This window comes from Ramlibacter sp., assembly GCF_028291745.1.
GTDB lineage: Bacteria > Pseudomonadota > Gammaproteobacteria > Burkholderiales > Burkholderiaceae_C > Ramlibacter.
Map to the genome: position 1 here is coordinate 1 of NZ_JAQGNQ010000129.1, position 16,048 is coordinate 16,048.

Genomic DNA, 16,048 nt, shown 5'->3' on the forward strand with positions numbered 1-16,048 from the left:
GGAACATAGCGCGGAAACGATCGCACCAGCGCCGCTTCCCGCACGTCGACGCCAATCAGTTCCCAGAGCGCGAAATGCGGGGTCAGCAGCGTTTCGCGCGCGCGGCTCCAGCAATCCACCCGCAGGAACGAGGACGGCAGGACATGGGTAGCGCCGGAACGGTCGTGCAGCGTCCCGCCGGGTCGCAGCACCTGCTGCAGCTCGGAGGGCAGATCCTTGGCGACCACCACGGGCAGGGGCAAGGTGCTCATGCCGAAGCCCCTGTCATGTACTCGTACACAGCCCGCGAGATACGCGCGATCGTCTCCTGCCGACCGCCCGTTTCCGGAGCCCACTCGGTCAGGATGACAACGACGTACGCGTCGCGATCGCCGAGATAAACGATGCCGGCATCATGGGCAACGGTCGATATCTCGCCCGTCTTGTGGGCCACGCGCGCGTCCTCCGGCAAGCCCGCCGGAATGCCGCTGCGAAAGCGCTGCTGGTGCAGGATGTCGAGCATTGCCTTGGAGGCCTCGGGCGAGATGGCCTTGCCGTCCTCGATCAGGCGCAGGGCATCGCACAGGCCGGCGGCGGTCACGCGATTGTTGATGCCCGCCTCCCACGCCATCTCGTCCTCGACGCCGCGCCGCAGGTCGATGCCGCTCAGGTGCAGGCGCACGAGGGCCGCGCGCGCAGCCTCGATCCCCACGAGATCGAGCAGCAGGTTCGTGGCGAGATTGCTGCTGGTCACGATCATGTGCTCGGCGAGCTCGTGCACCGTGAGCATGCGTCCGAGCGCCGCGTGCACGCCGGCGTTCGCGTCGCGCTCCAGCGGCACGCGAAACGGCCGGCCGTCGACCACGCTGATGAAGCGGTTGCGCACATGCAGGCGCGAGTATGGTTCGAACCGGCGCTGCTCGATCGCCTCGTACACGCTCAGCAGCACCGGTACTTTGATGGTGCTGGCCGCATGGAACCAGCGGGCTGGGTTGAGCGACCACGCCGTGTGGTGCTCGAAGTCATAGGCCGCGACCGCAATGGCAGCCGCCTTCGCCTCTTCGCCGATCCTGAGGACGGTGTCGCGCAGCGTTGCCTCGGTCATGCTTTGAAGAGCAGTTTCGATCCACCTTCAGCCATCTCCGGTCTCCTTGCAGCGGGTTCTGCACTATGTTGAGACAACATGGGAGAACAGCGCGTCGGACTAAGGCCAAAGTGGGGGACCAACGCAGACGAAGAATGATTCGGTCGAGCTGTCGCCTGCGTACGCAAGCGGACAGACGTGCCCGGCGTCATGCGCCATGCTCCACCGTGGAGGAAACCAGATTGAACCAAGGCAAGACTGCCCTGATCGCCCTCGCGGCCGGACTCGCGTTCTGCACCGGCGTCGCCGGGCAAGTCCTGGCGCCCAGCGACTACCAGGCACGCGAGCAGGCGATCGCCACGCGCTTGAGCTCGGCACGGAAGGGCTGCGCCGGCCTCGCGGCCCATCCCAAAGCCGTCTGCTTCGCCGAAGCAAACGCAGGCGCGAAGATCGCGCGCGCCAACCTCGAGGCCAGTTACCGGCCTTCGGCGAAGGCACGCCACCGCGCGCTGATCGTGGCCGCGGACAGCCGCCTGGCAGTGGCCAGGGTGCGCTGCGCGGACCGCAGCGGTACGGCCAGGAGAACCTGCGAGACGCAGGCGATGAGCGCCTGGACCTCGGCGGATGCCGACGCGGATGCGCGACTGAAAACCGCCGAGGCGAAGGCGAAGGCCTCCGAACAGTCTCTCGAGGATCGTGAGGACGCAAGCAGCGAGACCCTGGAAGCCCGCTACGCAGCAGCCAGGCGCCAGTGCGACGGCTATGTCGGCAAGACGCGGGACCTGTGCCTGCTGCAGACGCGGGCCCACTTCAGCAGGCGGTGATGCCACGTCTCGGCAGTTTCGAAAAAACGCTCAGCCCTGCCGCTGCTTCACCCAGTCTTCGACCGCGTCACTGCCTCCGATCAGCTCGCCGTTGACGAACATCTGCGGCACCGTGCCGGCCTTGGCGATCGCGCCCAGCGCACGGGTGCGGATGCTGTGCGGCAGCGGCACGTCCGCATAGGTCACCCCGGCCTCGTCCAGCAGCTTCTTGGCCTTGGCGCAGAACGCGCAGCCTTCGCGCGTGAGCAGCGCCACCTGGTCGGGCTCGCGGGCGTCCTTGTTGACGTAGCGCAGCAGCGTGTCGGCGTCGGACACCTTGAAAGGGTCGCCGGGTTCCTCGGGCTCGACGAACATCTTCTCGACGATGCCGTCGCGCACCAGCATCGAGTAACGCCAGGAACGCTTGCCGAAATTCAGGTCGCTCTTGTCGACCAGCATGCCCATCTGCTCGGTGAAGGCACCGTTGCCGTCGGGCAGCATGAAGACGTTGTCGCTCTCCTGGCTCTTGGCCCACTCCTCCATCACGAAGGGGTCGTTCACGGCGATGCAGACCACCTGGTCCACGCCGTTCTGCTTGAAGGTCGGGGCCAGCTCGTTGAAGCGCGGCAGGTGGGTGCTGGAACAGGTGGGCGTGAAAGCGCCGGGGAGCGAGAACACCGCGACCGTGCGTCCCTTGAAGAGGGCTTCGGAGGTGATCTCTTTCCATTCGTTGTTCGCGCGGTAGCGGAACTTGACCTGGGGGACCGACTGGCCTTCGCGGGTCGGCTTTGGCATGGCGTGGCTCTCGTGCAATGAAGGATTGCGTATCTTGCGCCGGCAGCGGCGATTCGTGTTGTCAGGCGGCTGCTGGCCGCCTGAAGCGCCCCGGTCAGCGGTGGTGCAGCGCCATCTGCGTGACGAGCCCGCCGATCACCGCACCGGCGATCGCGGCGCCGACCGCATCGCCGCTGTCGTAGCGGTACGCGCGCTGGCCATAGTAGGCCTGCGGGTAATAGCCCGGCTGCGGATAGTAGGCGGCCTGCGGGTAGTACGCGGGCTGCACGACCACGCCACCGCGGTCCCAGTGACGGTCATGGCCTTCGCGCCGGACTTCATGGCGGTCGCCCTCGTGATCGCGGGCAAAAGCGGGGACGGAGCTGAGACCGACGGCTGCAGCGACAGTGAGTGCGAGAAGAGAGGTCTTCATGGAGGTGCTCCTTGGTTGATACCCTCCATTTCGCGCCTGGCACGTTGCATGCAAGCCAATGCCCGGCAAAGTTGCGGTCGCGCGTGTATCAAAGGACAGCTCGTCGGTCGCACGGGGCCGCTACCGAGGAATACGCCTGCGCAGCGAGGCAAAGAGAAGCGCCCCCGGGCGGGGGCGCGAGCCTGGCGATGTGGCCGATCGTCAGCGCGAGTCGACGTCGCCCTTGTCGGCTTCACGGGCGGACTCCTTCACGTCGCCCACCTTCTCCTGAACCTTGCCCTTGATCTCCTGGGCGGTGCCACCGACTTCCCGGCTGGTATCGCCCGTCAGCTTGCCCACCTGCTTCTTTGCTTCACCCACCGCCTCGTTCGCGGCGCCCCTGACCTGGTCCTTGTTCATGGCAACTCCTTTGAGAAAGACCGATGAACTGTGGACCCGCCCGGCGAATAAAGGCCCTCCGGATCCTCTCGCCGGGTGGTGGGTCATTTCCTACTTGAGCATGACGCGGCCCGCCTTGGTGCCGCCTGGCCCGCGGCGCCAACTTTCGATCTTCCCTGCACGATCCAAAAGCGACGCCCGATCGGCCACAATGTTCGGTCTACCCGTGAACGCCATGCCATCCAAGAGTTTTTCCATCCTCCCCCTCGTCTTCGCAATCGCTGCCGGCGCCCTGGTCCCCGGCTCGGTGTCCTTCGCGGCCCCCCACAATGCCGCCAAGGCCGCCGCTCACAAGAAGCCCGCGGCCGACGCCGCTGCTTCGGCGCCAGTCGCTGGCGAGACCGCCGTTGCTGGCGGGTCGCCGGCGCTGCCCGCCAAGGCATGGCTGCTGATGGACTTCGACTCCGGCCAGGTGCTCGCCTCGGCCAACGCCGACGAACCGCTGCCGCCCGCGTCACTGACCAAGATGATGACCAGCTTCCTGGTCGAGCAGGCACTTCGCTCGGGCAAGCTCAAGAAGGACGACCTGGTCACGGTCAGCCAGAACGCCTGGTGCCGCGGCTCGAGCACCGAGTCGTGCATGTACCTGCCGCTGAACAGCCAGGCCAAGGTGATCGACATCCTGCGCGGCATCATCATCCAGTCGGGCAACGACGCCTCCAAGGCGATCGCCGAGCACATGGCCGGCTCCGAAGAAGGCTTCGCCAAGCTGATGAACGCCGAGGCCCAGCGCCTCGGGATGACCCACACGCATTTCGCGAACGCCACGGGGCTGCCCGATCCGGCGCACAAGGCGTCTGCGCGCGACCTCGCGATCCTCGCGCGCGCGATCATCCGTGACAGCGCCGACTACTACCCGATCTACGCAGAACGCGACTTCACGTTCCACGGCATCAAGCAAGGCAACCGCAACGCCCTGCTCTACACCGATCCGACCGTCGACGGCCTGAAGACCGGGCACACCGAAGAAGCGGGCTACTGCCTGGTCACTTCATCCAAGCGCAATGGGATGCGCCTCATCACGGTGATCCTCAATACCAACAGCGCGCAGGCCCGTGCCGACGAGACGCGCACGCTGCTCGGTTGGGGGTTCAGCAACTTCGAGAAGGAGACCCCGATCCAGCCGAACACCGCGGTCGCGACGGCCAAGGTCAACTTCGGCAAGGTCGATACTGTCACCGCGGGCCTGGGATCGCCGTGGACGGTGACGGTGCCGCGCGGCCAGAAACTGCAGACCGCGGTGCAGCTCAAGCCGGAGCTGGAGGCGCCCGTGACCAAGGGTGCCGTGATCGGCAAGGTGGTCGCCAGCTCGAACGGCAAGCCGGTCGGAGAAGCCCCGCTCGTCGCGCAGGCCGATGTGGAACGCGCGGGCCTGATGCTGCGCACCTGGCAGCATGTGACGAAGTTGTTCGGCAAGTGAGCGATGGCAGGGCCGGCGCGCGCGGTCCGTCGTGATCTGCGCGCCGCAGCCCGCCAGATTCTGAGGCTCACTGCGTCTGGTGCGTGACCAGCAGGTCGGTCGCGTCGAACGAGCCCGTCCGCGCGAAGCCTACGAACACCGCGGCTTGCGCTGCCGGTTCCCCTCGAAGAGCGCTCGGCCTTGACCTGCTGCCTAGGGTTAGTCCCATGCACGCGCCGCTGGCAGTCGCAATTCATGTGATCAATGATCGTTCCGCAGCCTGCAGCAACGTAATAAGCAGGCGCTGTGTTGTTCCGCCGGTGACGGGGACGCGCCATCGGCCGTTGATCCCAACCCAGGAGACAGCCATGAACTCACGCACGTGCACCGTCGCCGCAGCGGCGGCGCTGATTGCCGGGTCAGCCCTCGCGGCCGGGCCCGTCGTCGTCGGCGGCCCCGGCGAGAACCCCGGTTGCTTCAAGCCGTGGGACGCCAGCACCAAGTACTTCCAGTGGCCGGCCAAGAAGGGGCCGTACCGCCTTGCGCTGGCCAACGGCTTCGTGGGTAATACGTGGCGGATCCAGATGATCAAGATGGCCAAGGCCTACGCGGCAACGCCGGAGATGAAGGCGCAGCTCAAGGAGTTCAAGATCGTCTCCACCGGCACCGACGTGGCGGCGCAGATCGCGGCGATCGACAACTTCATCAACTCGGGCTACGACGCGATCGTCACGATCGCCGTGAACCCGACGGCCTTCGCGCCGGTGATCAAGCGCGCCAACGCCAAGGGCGTGGTGATCGTGCCCTTCGACAACGTCCTGGACAGCAGCGACGTGATGATGGTCAACGAGGACCAGCTCGCCATGGGCCAGCAGTCCGGCGAATGGGTGGTGAAGAACATCCCGTCCAAGTCCGGCAAGCTGCTGGAGGTGCGCGGCGTGCCCGGCAACTCGGTCGACCGCGACCGCCACGTCGGCTTCCGCAAGGTGGTCGAGGCGCCGGGCAGCAAGTTCGAGGTGGTGGAGGTGGTGGGCAACTGGGACGACGGCACCGCCCAGAAGGCGGTGGCCGACGCCGTGGCCGTGCACAAGAATTTCGACGGCATGTTCGTGCAGGGCGGCTCCACCGGCGCGGTGCGCGCCCTGATCGACGCCAAGCACAAGATGATTCCGGTGGCGGGCGAGGCCGAGAACGGCTTTCGCAAGCTGTGCGCCGAGCGCTCGAAGGACGGACTGGTGTGCGCCTCGCTCGGGCAGTCGCCCGGCCTGGTGGCGATCTCGATGAAGGCGGCTGTCTCGGCGCTGCAGGGCAAGGTGATGCCGCAGATGATTTCGGTGCCCATCCCCACGGCGACGCATCCGAACTTCAAGTCGGGCGAGAACTACTTCCCCAACCTGACCGACAACTTCTTCACCACCACCGACTTCCCGCCCTGCGGCGTGACGCTGAAGGCCACGGACATCATGGCGAAGGACGAGAAGAACAACTGACGGGCCTCCGTGTCGGATCCCGTCCTGCGGCTGGTCGAGGTCTCCAAGCGTTACGGCGGCGTGCGCGCGCTCGATCGCGCGAGCTTTGCCTGCGCCGCCGGCCGCATCCACGCGCTGCTGGGCGAGAACGGCGCGGGCAAGTCCACGCTGATCAAGGTGATGGCCGGCGTGGTGCAGCCGGACGAAGGGCGCCTGCTGCTGCAGGGGCAGCAGCGCCAGTTTTCACACCCGCAGGAGGCGGTGGCCGCCGGCATCGCCTGCATCTTCCAGGAGCTGTCGCTGCTGCCCGACCTGAGCGTCGCCGACAACATCTGCATCACCAACCCGCCGCGCCGCTTCGGCCTGATAGCTCGCAAGGGGCAGCGGCGCATCGCGGAGGCTGCACTCGAACGCGCAGGCGCGGGAGACATCCATCCGCTGGCGCCGGTGTCCAGCCTGCCGCTGTCCAAGCGGCAGCTGGTGGAGATTGCCAAGGCGCTGGCCCGCGAGCCGAAGATCCTGATCCTGGACGAGGCGACATCGGCGCTGCCGGCGGCGGAAGTGCAGCGCGTGTTCGCGCTGCTGCGGCGGCTGCGCGACGAGGGCCTGGCCATCGTCTACATCTCCCATCGCATGCACGAGGTGAGCGAGCTGGCCGACGACTGCTCGGTGTTCCGCAACGGGCGCGAGGTGGCGAGCTTCGCAGCCGGCACGCGCACCGACGCGGAGGTCGTCGAGATGATGATAGGCCGCGACATCGCGCATGCGTTTCCGCCCAAGCCCGCTGCAGCGCCGGCCTCGGCTCACCCCGCACTGGAGGTGCGCGGCCTCTCGTGGGCCGGGCGCCTGCACGGGATCGACCTGGCCGTGCGACCGGGCGAGATCGTCGGTCTCGGCGGGCTCGACGGGCAGGGCCAGCGCGAGCTGTTCCTCGCGCTGTTCGGCGTGCTGCGCGGCGTGAGCGGCGAGGTGCGGGTGGCTGGCCAGCCCGCACGCATCGCAGGCCCGCGTGCGGCCAAGGGCCTGGGCATCGCACTGGTGCCGGAGGACCGCAAGACCGACGGCCTGCTGCTGCCGATGTCCTTGAACGACAACCTGAGCCTGGCGGCACTGGACCGGCTCAGCCGCGCGGGGGTGCTGCGGCTGGCCGACGAACAGCGTGCGATCGCGGGCATCGTGCGGCGGCTCGCGATCAAGGCGGGCAGCGGGGAAGACGCAGTGGGCACGCTCTCGGGCGGCAACCAGCAGAAGGTGGTGATCGGCAAGTGGTTGCTGAACGCACCGCGCGTGCTCTTGCTCAATGACCTGACCCGGGGCATCGACGTCGGCACCAAGCAGGAGATCTACGCGCTGGTGCGCACCCTGGCCGACGAAGGCGCCGCGGTGCTGCTCTATTCGACCGACTACGCCGAGCTGATCGGCTGCTGCGACCGGGTGGCCGTGTTCTACGGCGGCCGCATCGTCCGCTGGCTGGAAGGCGCGGCCCTGACGGAGCACGCCCTGGTGGCGAATGCGCTCAACCTGGAAGAGGCGGCTGCATGAGCAGCGGCGACTGGCCGTACCGCCTGCGCGAGCATCGCGCCACCATGGGCGCGGTGGCGCTGTTCGTCGCGCTGTTCGCTCTCTACATCGGCAAGCACCCGGTGGGCTGGGACCGCGACGTGCTGACCACCGCGGCCAACAAGGGCGTGCTGCTCGCCATCGTCGCGATGGCGCAGACCCTGCCGGTGCTGATGGGAGGCATCGACCTGTCGGTCGGCATGGTGTTCGTGCTGGCCAACTGCATCGCATCGCACCTCGTGGTCGGCTCCGCCCTGCACGCCGGTTTCGGCGTCGTGGCGGTGCTGGCGGCCGGAGCCGCCTGCGGCCTGGTGAACGGGCTGGTCATCGTGTTCGGGCGGCTGCAGCCGATCATCACCACGCTCGCCACCGGCATCATCTACTTCGGCCTGGCCCTGGGCCTGCGCCCGGTTCCCGGCGGCAGCGTGCACGCAGGGCTGGCGGACGCGCTGACCGGCGCCTTGCCCGGCGGCGTCCCGGCCATGCTGGTCGTGCTGCTGGCAGTGGTGCTGGTGGTGTGGGTGCCTTATCGCCGCTCGGTGCTCGGGCGCGCGGCGCTGGCCATGGGGTCCTCGGAAGCGGCCAGCTACATGTCGGGCGTGGCCATGGGGCGGACCACGCTGGTCACCTACGCGCTGGCCGGCCTGCTGGCTGCCATCGGCGGCCTGCTGCTTACCTTCGTCACCTACTCGGGCGAGGCATCGCAGGCGATCGGCGGCGTCTACACGCTCAACGCGATCGCCGCCGTGGTGCTGGGCGGCACTTCACTGGCCGGCGGCTTCGGCAGCGCGATCGGCTCCGTGTTCGGCGCCTTCGCGCTGCGCACCATCGGCGACCTGCTGTTCGTGTTCGACCTGGAGCCGCTGTGGCAACCGCTGTTCCAGGGCGTGATCCTGCTGGCGGCCGTCTGCTTCGGCTCGCTGCGGCTGCTGCGCGTCGACAACCGGCTTGCGCTGTTTCGGTGAGCGCATGACCACGCTCGCCCTGCGCCTGAAAGGCTCACGCCACCTGCCGGTGATGGCCGGCGCTGCCTGCAGCGTGGCTTTGCTGCTGGTGGGCAGCGTCTATTCGAGCAACTTCCTGTCGCCCGAGTACCTGCTGCTGCAACTGCAGATCGCGTCCTTCCTCGGCATCGTCGCCACGGGCGCGATGCTGGTGATCCTGCTGGGCGGCATCGACTTGTCGGTGCCCTGGCTGGTGACGGTGGGCGGGATGATGTCCGCCGCCGCGGCGGGGTGGTGGGGCGGGGCGGCGGCCGCGTTCGCCATTCCCTTCGGCATCCTGTGCGGCGCGCTCTTCGGGCTGCTGAACGGCATCGGCGTGGCCTACCTGCGCGTGCCTTCCATGATCTTCACGCTGGGCATCAACGCCGTCGCCCAGGGGCTGATCGTGGTGCACACCGGCGGCTTCGCGCCACAGGACCGCGCCACGCCAGCCATGCACCTGATCGCCACCGGCCGCTCGCTGCTCGGCATCCCCAACGCCCTGGTGGCGTGGGCCGCGGTGGGGGGTGCCACGCTGTTCCTGCTGCACCGGACCAGCTTCGGCCGCGCCGTCTACGCGGTCGGCAACCGGGAGCGCGCTGCCTACCTCTCCGGCATCGCCACGCGGCGCGTCACCCTGCTCTGCTTCGTGATCGCCGGTGCCTGTTCGGCCGCGGCCGGCGTGCTGCTCACGGGTTATTCCACCAAGGCGTACCAGGCGATGGGCGACGCCTACCAGCTGCCGGCGATTGCCGCGGTGGTGCTGGGCGGCACCCACATCCTGGGCGGCCGCGGGACCTACCTGGGCACGGTCGTCGGCGTGGTGCTGATCACGCTGCTGCAGTCCATCCTCTCCGTGATGCAGATCCCGGAGATGGGCCGCCAGGTCGCCTACGGGCTGGTGATCATCGCGATGCTGCTGGTGTACGGCCGCGGCCAGCGGCACGCGGGTTGAACGCGCGACCACGAGGAGACGGACCATGGCCATTGAACTCACCGACAGCTTCGAGGTGATCGACGAGCGCTTTCGCACGCTCGCCTTCGGCAACGTGCACCTCGAGCGGCTGTACACCGGCTGCCGCTGGGCGGAGGGGCCGGCCTGGTTCGCGGCCGGACGCTACCTCGTCTGGTCGGACATCCCCAACGACCGCATGTTGCGATGGGACGAAACCGATGGCTCGGTGTCCGTGTTCCGGCAGCCGGCGCTGAACACCAACGGCCACACCGTGGACGCGCAGGGCCGCCTCGTCTCCTGCGAGCACCGCGGCCGCTGCGTCTCGCGCACGGAGCATGACGGCACGCGCAGCGTGCTGGCCGACCGCTACGAAGGCAAGCGCTTGAACTCGCCCAACGACGTGGTGGTGAAGTCGGACGGCAGCATCTGGTTCTCGGACCCCAGCTACGGCATCGACAGCGACTACGAGGGCCAGGCGGCACCGAGCGAACTGGGCGCCTGCTGCGTGTACCGCATCGCGCCCGACCTGCGCCGAGTGACGCGCGTGGCCAGCGACTTCGTGCAGCCGAACGGCCTGGCGTTCTCGCCGGACGAGCGCTGGCTGTACATCGTGGACACCGGGGCCACGCACCGGGACGACGGCCCCCGGCACATCCGCCGCTTCCGCGTGCAGGACGACGGCGCCCGCCTGGACGGCGGCGAGGTGTTCGCGGAATGCGGCAACGGCCTGTTCGACGGGCTGCGCGTCGACGTCCACGGCAACCTGTGGACCAGCGCCGGCGACGGGGTGCATTGCTACGCTCCGGATGCGACGCTGATCGGCAAGGTGCGCGTGCCCGAGGCGGTGGCCAACGTGTGCTTCGGCGGGCCCAGGCTGAATCGCCTGTTCATCTGCGCGACGACTTCGCTGTATTCGGTGTATTTGAATACGCGAGGGGCGCTCAGTCCGGCACGAAGCGCGCCCTGAAACTCGCCGCGTCCGATTCCAGTTCGAAGGTCACCAGCTGCCCGTTCTTGCCGTCGGCCAGGCGATGCGCCGCGAACAAGGTCCACCGGCCCTTCGGGTCATAGCTGGGCGGATCGACCAGCGCGTAGGGATGCGGCACGAACACCTCGTGCACGAAGATCACGTGGTCGCGGTTGCGCGGCGACGGATAAAGCTTGTAGGTCTCGGTGGTGATCGCGCTGCCTGCCATGCCGCACTATACGGCGCCGGGCGACCTGTCCTCGCGCTCCGTCCGCTCCGCCCGGGCTGCATCTGGCGACCTCGAACGGCGTTTTGTCGCATGGGCCTGACTCTCGCCGGCGCCGGCCATCACAGTTCACCGCAACGCGGCGCGGTGCCGCGAACAGGAGATGACGATGGAACAGGCGGCAAGGCAGGTCGAGACCCGCGGATTGCATGGCGCGCAGCGGGGCTGGCTGATTCACGCCACGGTCTACGCGGCCGTGAACCTGGGGCTCGTGGTGCTGGCGTGGGCGCACGGCCGCTCGCCGATGCTGGCACCGGCGCTGGGCTGGGGCCTCGGCCTGGCGATCCACGGGCTGGTGGTGTTCGGCGTCACGATGGGGCGCCGCAGCGGCAAGCGGCCCGCGTGAGAGTCACGCGAAGAAGGATTAACGAAAGACCTGCGGATTCACCACGTTGGCCGGGCGTTCACCGCGAAGCAGGGCCAACACCGTGGCGACGGTGCCGTGGCTCATGGCCCGCATGCTGGTGTCCGTGATGCCGGCGACGTGTGGCGTCAACAGCAGATTGGGAGCTTCGAAGATCGGCTCGCCTCCGGTGAGGGGTTGGCGATCGTGCACATCGAGCGCGGCGCCGCCCAGCTTTCCGGCACGCAGTGCGCTGACCAGGGCCGCAGTGTCGATCACGGGCCCGCGCGACACGTTGATCAGGATGGCATCGCGCTTCATCGTCGCGAGGGTGGCGGCGTCCACCAGGCCGCGGGTCTGGTCGTTCAGCGGGCAACACAGCACGACGACATCGGCCTGGGAGAAAAGCTGATGCTTGGCTACGGCTTCGATGCCGGCTGGCAGCGCGCTCGGGCGCCGGGTCAGCCCGAGTACGCGCATTCCCATCGCACTGGCGACCTGCGCCAGCCGGCTGCCGATCGCGCCGACACCGACGATGCCGCACGTACCGCTACCGAGTTCGGCTCCCGTGTCGGCAAGGGGGCGCGCGACTGCCCAGCCCCGGCTGCGCAATCCGGCATCCATCGTTGCGAGGCCGCGGCGCAGGTGGAGCATGGCGGCGAGGCAATACTCGACGACGGCCTGCGTGTTGGAGCCGGGCAGGTTCGCGACGGGAATGCCGCGCGCCGTCGCCGCTTCGACGGGGATCATGTCGAGTCCGACGCCATGGCGCACGACGGCGCGCAAGTTGCCGGCGTTGTCGAAGATCGTCGGCGGCAATTGCGCGCGCACCACCAGGGCATCGACCTCGGCGACCAATCTTGTCAGCGTGTCGGGCTTCGTGTCGGGCGCCAGCACGACTTCGCAATGTTGCGCGAGCACAGGTTGCACCTGCGGGTGCATGGGGTTGGTGAGCAGGACGCGGGGCTTAGCGGTCAAGGAAGGACTCTCCCTGGTGGACGGGGTTCGACAAGCGACCGAAGCCTTCGACCGTGACGGTGCTGTTCGGCTTCAGCCACGCAGCTGGCTGGCGGGCGCGACGCCGCCGCGGCCCCGGATCAATCCACCTTCGCGCCGGACTCCTTCACGATCTTTCCCCACTTGGCGCTCTCGGTGCGGATGAAGCCGGCGAACTGGTCCGGGCCGCCGGCGCTGACCTGGATGCCCAGGCTTTGCAGCTTCTCCTGCACGTCGTGCATCTGCAGCACCTTGTGGATCTCGGTGTTCAGGCGCGCCACCACCTCGCGCGGCGTGCCGGCCGGAGCGAGCAGGCCGAACCACTGCAGCGCCTCGAAGCCGGGCAGGCCGGACGACGCGACGGTGGGCAGCCGGGGCGCGACCGGAGAAGGCTTGGCGTCCGTGACCGCCAGCGCGTTGAGCTTGCCGCTCTGCACGTAAGGCAGGAAGGCCACCGCGGTGCCGAAGGCCACCTGCAGGCGGCCGGCGACCAGGTCCACCATCATCGGCGAGTCGCCCTTGTACGGCACGTGCTGCAGGTCCACGCCCGCCATCGTCTTGAAGTATTCGGCCGTGAGGTGCGACACGCTGCCATTGCCGGTGGAGCCGAACATGATCTGCCCCGGCTTGCTCCTGGCCAGCGCAATGAATTCCGCCACGTTCTTCGCGGGCACGGAGGGATGCACCACCATCAGGATCGTCGCGGTGCCGATCAAGGTGATCGGTGCGAAGTCGCGCACCGGGTCGTACGGCAGCTTCGGATACAGGCTGGCCGCGATCGCGTGCGTGCTGCTCGTGCCCATGAGGATGGTGTAGCCGTCGGCAGCTGCCTTGGCCACCACGTCCGAGCCGGTGGTACCGCCGGCACCGCCGCGGTTGTCGATCACCACCGCCTGGCCGAGGCCTTGCGAGAGCTTCTCGCCGATCAGGCGGCCGACGATGTCGGTCGAGCCGCCGGCGGGAAACGGGATGACCAGGCGCACCGGCTTGGTGGGCCAGGCTTGCGCGAACGCGCCACCGGAGAGCGCCAGGGCAAGCGCGGCGACAGCGCCGCGGCGGGTGAGGAAGGCACGCATCAGATTCCTTGTTGTGAGGCGCAAGTCGCAGCAAGCTCCACGCCAGTTGCATCGCGCGCCGGCGGCTCGCCGAACAGCGCAGCGGCGATCCATTGCGCGGTGTTCAGCGAATCGGTGAGCCCCAGGTGGCCGTGGCCGGTGGCGATCCACAGGTTGGCGCGCCCGGGCGCGGCGCCCACCACGGGCACCGAGTCGGGCATGCAGGGTCGATGTCCCATCCAGCTGCGCGTGGGCAGCGTGGCCAGGCCGCGGAAGGTCTCGCGTGCAATGCGACCGAGCACTGCGGCGCGGCGCGGATCCGGCGGCGCCGCCAGGCCGCCGATCTCCACTGTGCCGCCGACGCGCAGCCCGCCTTCCATGGGCGTGACGAAGACCTTGCGATCGGCAAGCACCACGGTGCGCGAGACCGCGTCGCGCCCGCCCTCGAACTGCAGGTGATAGCCGCGCTGGCTTTCCAGCGCGAGCTGGATGCCCAGCGGCGCCAGCAGCTCCTTCGACCACGCGCCGGCAGCGACGACGACATGGTCGTAGCCTGGCCCGGAACCGCCGCTGCCTTGCAGGCTCCACTGCGCGCCGGCCTGCAGCAGGCGCGAAACGCTTGCGCGCTCGATGCGCCCGCCCGCGGCCGTGAAGGCGCGCGCCATCGCCTGCACGTAGCGGAAGGGATTGAGGATGGTGGCGTGATCCGCGAGGTACATCCCGAGCTGGTAGCGCTCGCCGACGTTCGGCTCCAGCGCGAGGATGCCGGCGCGATCCAGCCGCTCGCTGCGGAACCCGTACGCCTCGCGCATGCGCCAGCCCGTTGCGTCCTTGGCCAGCGCCTGCGCATCGGGATAGAGGTGCAGGTGGCCGCGTTGCAGGAACAGCTCCGGCACCCCGAGCTCGCGGGTCATCGCCTCGTGCGCAGCGATCGCGCCGGCATGGATCGTGGCCAGCTTGCGCGCCGATGCCTGCACGGTCCGCGGCCGCGCGGAGGCCACGAAGCGCGCCAGCCACGGCAGCGCGCGGGGCAGGTAGCGCAGCGGCAGGTACAGCGGGCTTTCGTCGTCCAGCAGCATGCCGGGAACGGATGCCAATACCCCGGGCAAGGCGAGCGGCGCCACCGAGCCGGGACTGATCGCGCCGGAGTTGCCGAAGCTGCAGCCGCGGCCCGGCTCGTCGCGGTCCACCAGCGTCACCTGCGCACCGCGCTTGCGCAGTGCCAGCGCGATGCTGGTGCCGACGATGCCGGCGCCTACCACCGCGACGCGCGCGTTCGACGGCGCTGCCATCAGCGTTGCTGCTCACGCTTGTCGGACACGATGCGGCCGTCCTTGAGCACCAGTTGCAGTCGCCGCACGTTGTTGATGTCCTCGAGCGGATTGCCGCCGACGACGATCAGGTCGGCGATCTTGCCCCGCTCGATCGTGCCGAGGTCGTCCCCCACGCCGCAGATGGCGGCGCCGTTGCGCGTGGCGGCGACCAGCGCCTGCCACGGCGTGGCGCCGTCGCGCACCCACAGGCCGAGTTCCAGCAGCGCCGCGTCCTTGAGCGGCCGGATGTCGGAGCCAAGCGCCATCTTCACGCCCGCCTTCAGTGCCTTGGCAAAGCCGTGGCGATGATCGTCGGAGGCTGCATCCGCCCGGCAGCACAGCGAGGCAGCGAGATTGCGGTTCTTCACCCAGCGCTCTTCCCAGTCGTTGCTGGCCTGGGTGGGCGTGAGATGGCTGATCGACAGCGTCGGCACGTACCAGGTGCCGTGCTGCAGGAACAGCTCGATGCATTCGTCGTCAAGGATGTAGCCGTGCTCGATGCTGTGGGCGCCCAGGCGGATCGCCGCCTTCACCGCCTGCGGATTGGTGGCATGCGCCATCACCTTGAAGTCGCGCAGCTTGCAGATCTCGAAGGCGGCCTTGAGCTCCTCCTCCAGCAGGAAGGAGTGGCGGTGCAGGTCCCATGCCGGGCCCATGATGCCGCCAGAGAGATTGAGCTTGATGTGGTCGACGCCGTTCTTGATCTGATCGCGGATCGCGTGCACGAAGCCATAGGGACCATCCACTTCGAGCGCGTGGCCCGAGGTGAGGAAGTGACCGCCCGTGGTGGTGAGAAAGTGGCCGGCCGCAAACAGGCGCGGCCCCAGGTGCTGGCCCGAGTCGAAGGCGCGCTTCCAGGCCACGTCCATGAAGTGGTGCGCGCCCGCACAGCGAAACCCGACGATGCCGGAGTCCAGCAGGCCCGCCTGCAGCCGGTGGCCGAACAGCGTCACCTGATCGGGCAGCGGCACGTCGTTGAGCGACAGGTAGTCGGGGTGGATGTGGACGTCCCACAGGCCCGGCATCAGCCACGCGCCGCGCAGGTCGACGACCTGGGCATCGCCCATCGGCGGCGCCGAGCCGGCGTCGAAGATGTCGCGGATGCGGCCGTCCTCGATCAGGACGGCGGTATCCGGCCGCGGCCGGGGCTCGACGCAATCGATCAGCGTCGCATGGGTGAGGAGAGTCTTCATCGGTCCTTCGTTGCGTGG

The 16,048-nt window shown here is 68.6% G+C and carries 18 protein-coding genes; 8 read left to right on the forward strand and 10 right to left on the reverse strand.

Translation table 11 applies throughout. The annotated features are described in order from the left end of the window. Together JWP60_RS24130 and JWP60_RS24135 are read right to left on the reverse strand one after the other, a co-directional pair. Positions 1-251: hypothetical protein (locus JWP60_RS24130; RefSeq protein ID WP_299797264.1), on the reverse strand; the 251-nt coding region annotated here is incomplete at its 3' end. Continuing rightward, positions 248-1,084 (reverse strand): serine hydrolase, encoded by an 837-nt coding sequence (locus JWP60_RS24135; protein ID WP_299797267.1) that lies wholly within the window; start codon positions 1,082-1,084, stop codon positions 248-250. The genes JWP60_RS24130 and JWP60_RS24135, both read right to left, overlap by 4 nt. A gap of 221 nt (positions 1,085-1,305) precedes the next feature. Between JWP60_RS24135 and JWP60_RS24140 the strand changes: the two genes are divergently transcribed. Beyond that, positions 1,306-1,887: a hypothetical protein gene (locus JWP60_RS24140; protein WP_299797270.1), complete on the forward strand. Its 582-nt coding sequence runs from the start codon at positions 1,306-1,308 to the stop codon at positions 1,885-1,887. A 30-nt stretch (positions 1,888-1,917) separates the two neighbouring features. On the opposite strand, the gene JWP60_RS24145 is transcribed toward JWP60_RS24140, so the two are convergent. From JWP60_RS24145 to JWP60_RS24155, 3 genes are all read right to left on the reverse strand, one after another. Continuing rightward, the gene (locus JWP60_RS24145) at positions 1,918-2,661 is read right to left on the reverse strand and encodes a glutathione peroxidase (protein WP_299797273.1); all 744 of its coding nucleotides are present in this window, start codon (positions 2,659-2,661) and stop codon (positions 1,918-1,920) included. Positions 2,662-2,755: 94 nt separating this feature from the next. Then, on the reverse strand, positions 2,756-3,073 hold the full coding sequence (locus JWP60_RS24150; protein WP_299797275.1) for a hypothetical protein: 318 nt from the start codon (positions 3,071-3,073) through the stop codon (positions 2,756-2,758). Positions 3,074-3,274: 201 nt separating this feature from the next. After that, positions 3,275-3,472, reverse strand: a complete 198-nt coding sequence (locus JWP60_RS24155) for a CsbD family protein (RefSeq protein WP_299797278.1) — start codon at positions 3,470-3,472, stop codon at positions 3,275-3,277. On the opposite strand from JWP60_RS24155, the gene JWP60_RS24160 reads away from it, so the two are divergent. The 6 genes from JWP60_RS24160 (at position 3,471) to JWP60_RS24185 (ending at position 10,844) form a co-directional block, all read left to right on the forward strand. After that, positions 3,471-4,931 carry a D-alanyl-D-alanine carboxypeptidase family protein gene (locus JWP60_RS24160; RefSeq protein WP_299797458.1) on the forward strand — a complete coding sequence of 487 codons (1,461 nt, stop codon included), beginning with the start codon at positions 3,471-3,473 and terminating at the stop codon, positions 4,929-4,931. The two genes, JWP60_RS24155 and JWP60_RS24160, sit on opposite strands and share 2 nt — an antisense overlap. Before the next feature lie 347 nt (positions 4,932-5,278). Then, positions 5,279-6,400, forward strand: a complete 1,122-nt coding sequence (locus JWP60_RS24165; protein ID WP_299797280.1) for a sugar ABC transporter substrate-binding protein — start codon at positions 5,279-5,281, stop codon at positions 6,398-6,400. 9 nt (positions 6,401-6,409) lie between these two features. Beyond that, positions 6,410-7,921 (forward strand): sugar ABC transporter ATP-binding protein, encoded by a 1,512-nt coding sequence (locus JWP60_RS24170; protein WP_299797283.1) that lies wholly within the window; start codon positions 6,410-6,412, stop codon positions 7,919-7,921. Beyond that, positions 7,918-8,904 (forward strand): ABC transporter permease, encoded by a 987-nt coding sequence (locus JWP60_RS24175; protein ID WP_299797285.1) that lies wholly within the window; start codon positions 7,918-7,920, stop codon positions 8,902-8,904. Before JWP60_RS24170 ends, JWP60_RS24175 begins: the two co-directional genes overlap by 4 nt. Before the next feature lie 4 nt (positions 8,905-8,908). Further along, positions 8,909-9,877 (forward strand): ABC transporter permease, encoded by a 969-nt coding sequence (locus JWP60_RS24180; RefSeq protein WP_299797288.1) that lies wholly within the window; start codon positions 8,909-8,911, stop codon positions 9,875-9,877. A 25-nt stretch (positions 9,878-9,902) separates the two neighbouring features. Beyond that, entirely contained in the window at positions 9,903-10,844 is a 942-nt protein-coding gene (locus JWP60_RS24185; protein ID WP_299797291.1) for an SMP-30/gluconolactonase/LRE family protein, read from the forward strand. On the opposite strand, the gene JWP60_RS24190 is transcribed toward JWP60_RS24185, so the two are convergent. Next, positions 10,819-11,073 (reverse strand): hypothetical protein, encoded by a 255-nt coding sequence (locus JWP60_RS24190; protein ID WP_299797295.1) that lies wholly within the window; start codon positions 11,071-11,073, stop codon positions 10,819-10,821. The two genes, JWP60_RS24185 and JWP60_RS24190, sit on opposite strands and share 26 nt — an antisense overlap. 166 nt (positions 11,074-11,239) lie before the next feature. Here JWP60_RS24190 and JWP60_RS24195 point away from each other — a divergent pair, with 166 nt between their 5' ends. Then, entirely contained in the window at positions 11,240-11,476 is a 237-nt protein-coding gene (locus JWP60_RS24195; protein WP_363320990.1) for a 2TM domain-containing protein, read from the forward strand. A gap of 18 nt (positions 11,477-11,494) precedes the next feature. Here the strand turns inward: JWP60_RS24195 and JWP60_RS24200 are convergent, their stop codons facing one another. The 4 genes from JWP60_RS24200 to JWP60_RS24215 form a co-directional block, all read right to left on the reverse strand. Next, on the reverse strand, positions 11,495-12,451 hold the full coding sequence (locus tag JWP60_RS24200; RefSeq protein WP_299797298.1) for an NAD(P)-dependent oxidoreductase: 957 nt from the start codon (positions 12,449-12,451) through the stop codon (positions 11,495-11,497). A gap of 119 nt (positions 12,452-12,570) precedes the next feature. After that, positions 12,571-13,545 carry a tripartite tricarboxylate transporter substrate binding protein gene (locus JWP60_RS24205; protein WP_299797301.1) on the reverse strand — a complete coding sequence of 325 codons (975 nt, stop codon included), beginning with the start codon at positions 13,543-13,545 and terminating at the stop codon, positions 12,571-12,573. Further along, positions 13,545-14,816: an FAD-dependent oxidoreductase gene (locus JWP60_RS24210; protein WP_299797304.1), complete on the reverse strand. Its 1,272-nt coding sequence runs from the start codon at positions 14,814-14,816 to the stop codon at positions 13,545-13,547. Before JWP60_RS24210 ends, JWP60_RS24205 begins: the two co-directional genes overlap by 1 nt. After that, positions 14,816-16,030, reverse strand: coding sequence for an amidohydrolase family protein (locus JWP60_RS24215; protein WP_299797307.1), 1,215 nt, complete (start codon positions 16,028-16,030; stop codon positions 14,816-14,818). The genes JWP60_RS24210 and JWP60_RS24215 overlap by 1 nt, the downstream gene beginning before the upstream one ends. Positions 16,031-16,048: the final 18 nt, after the last annotated feature.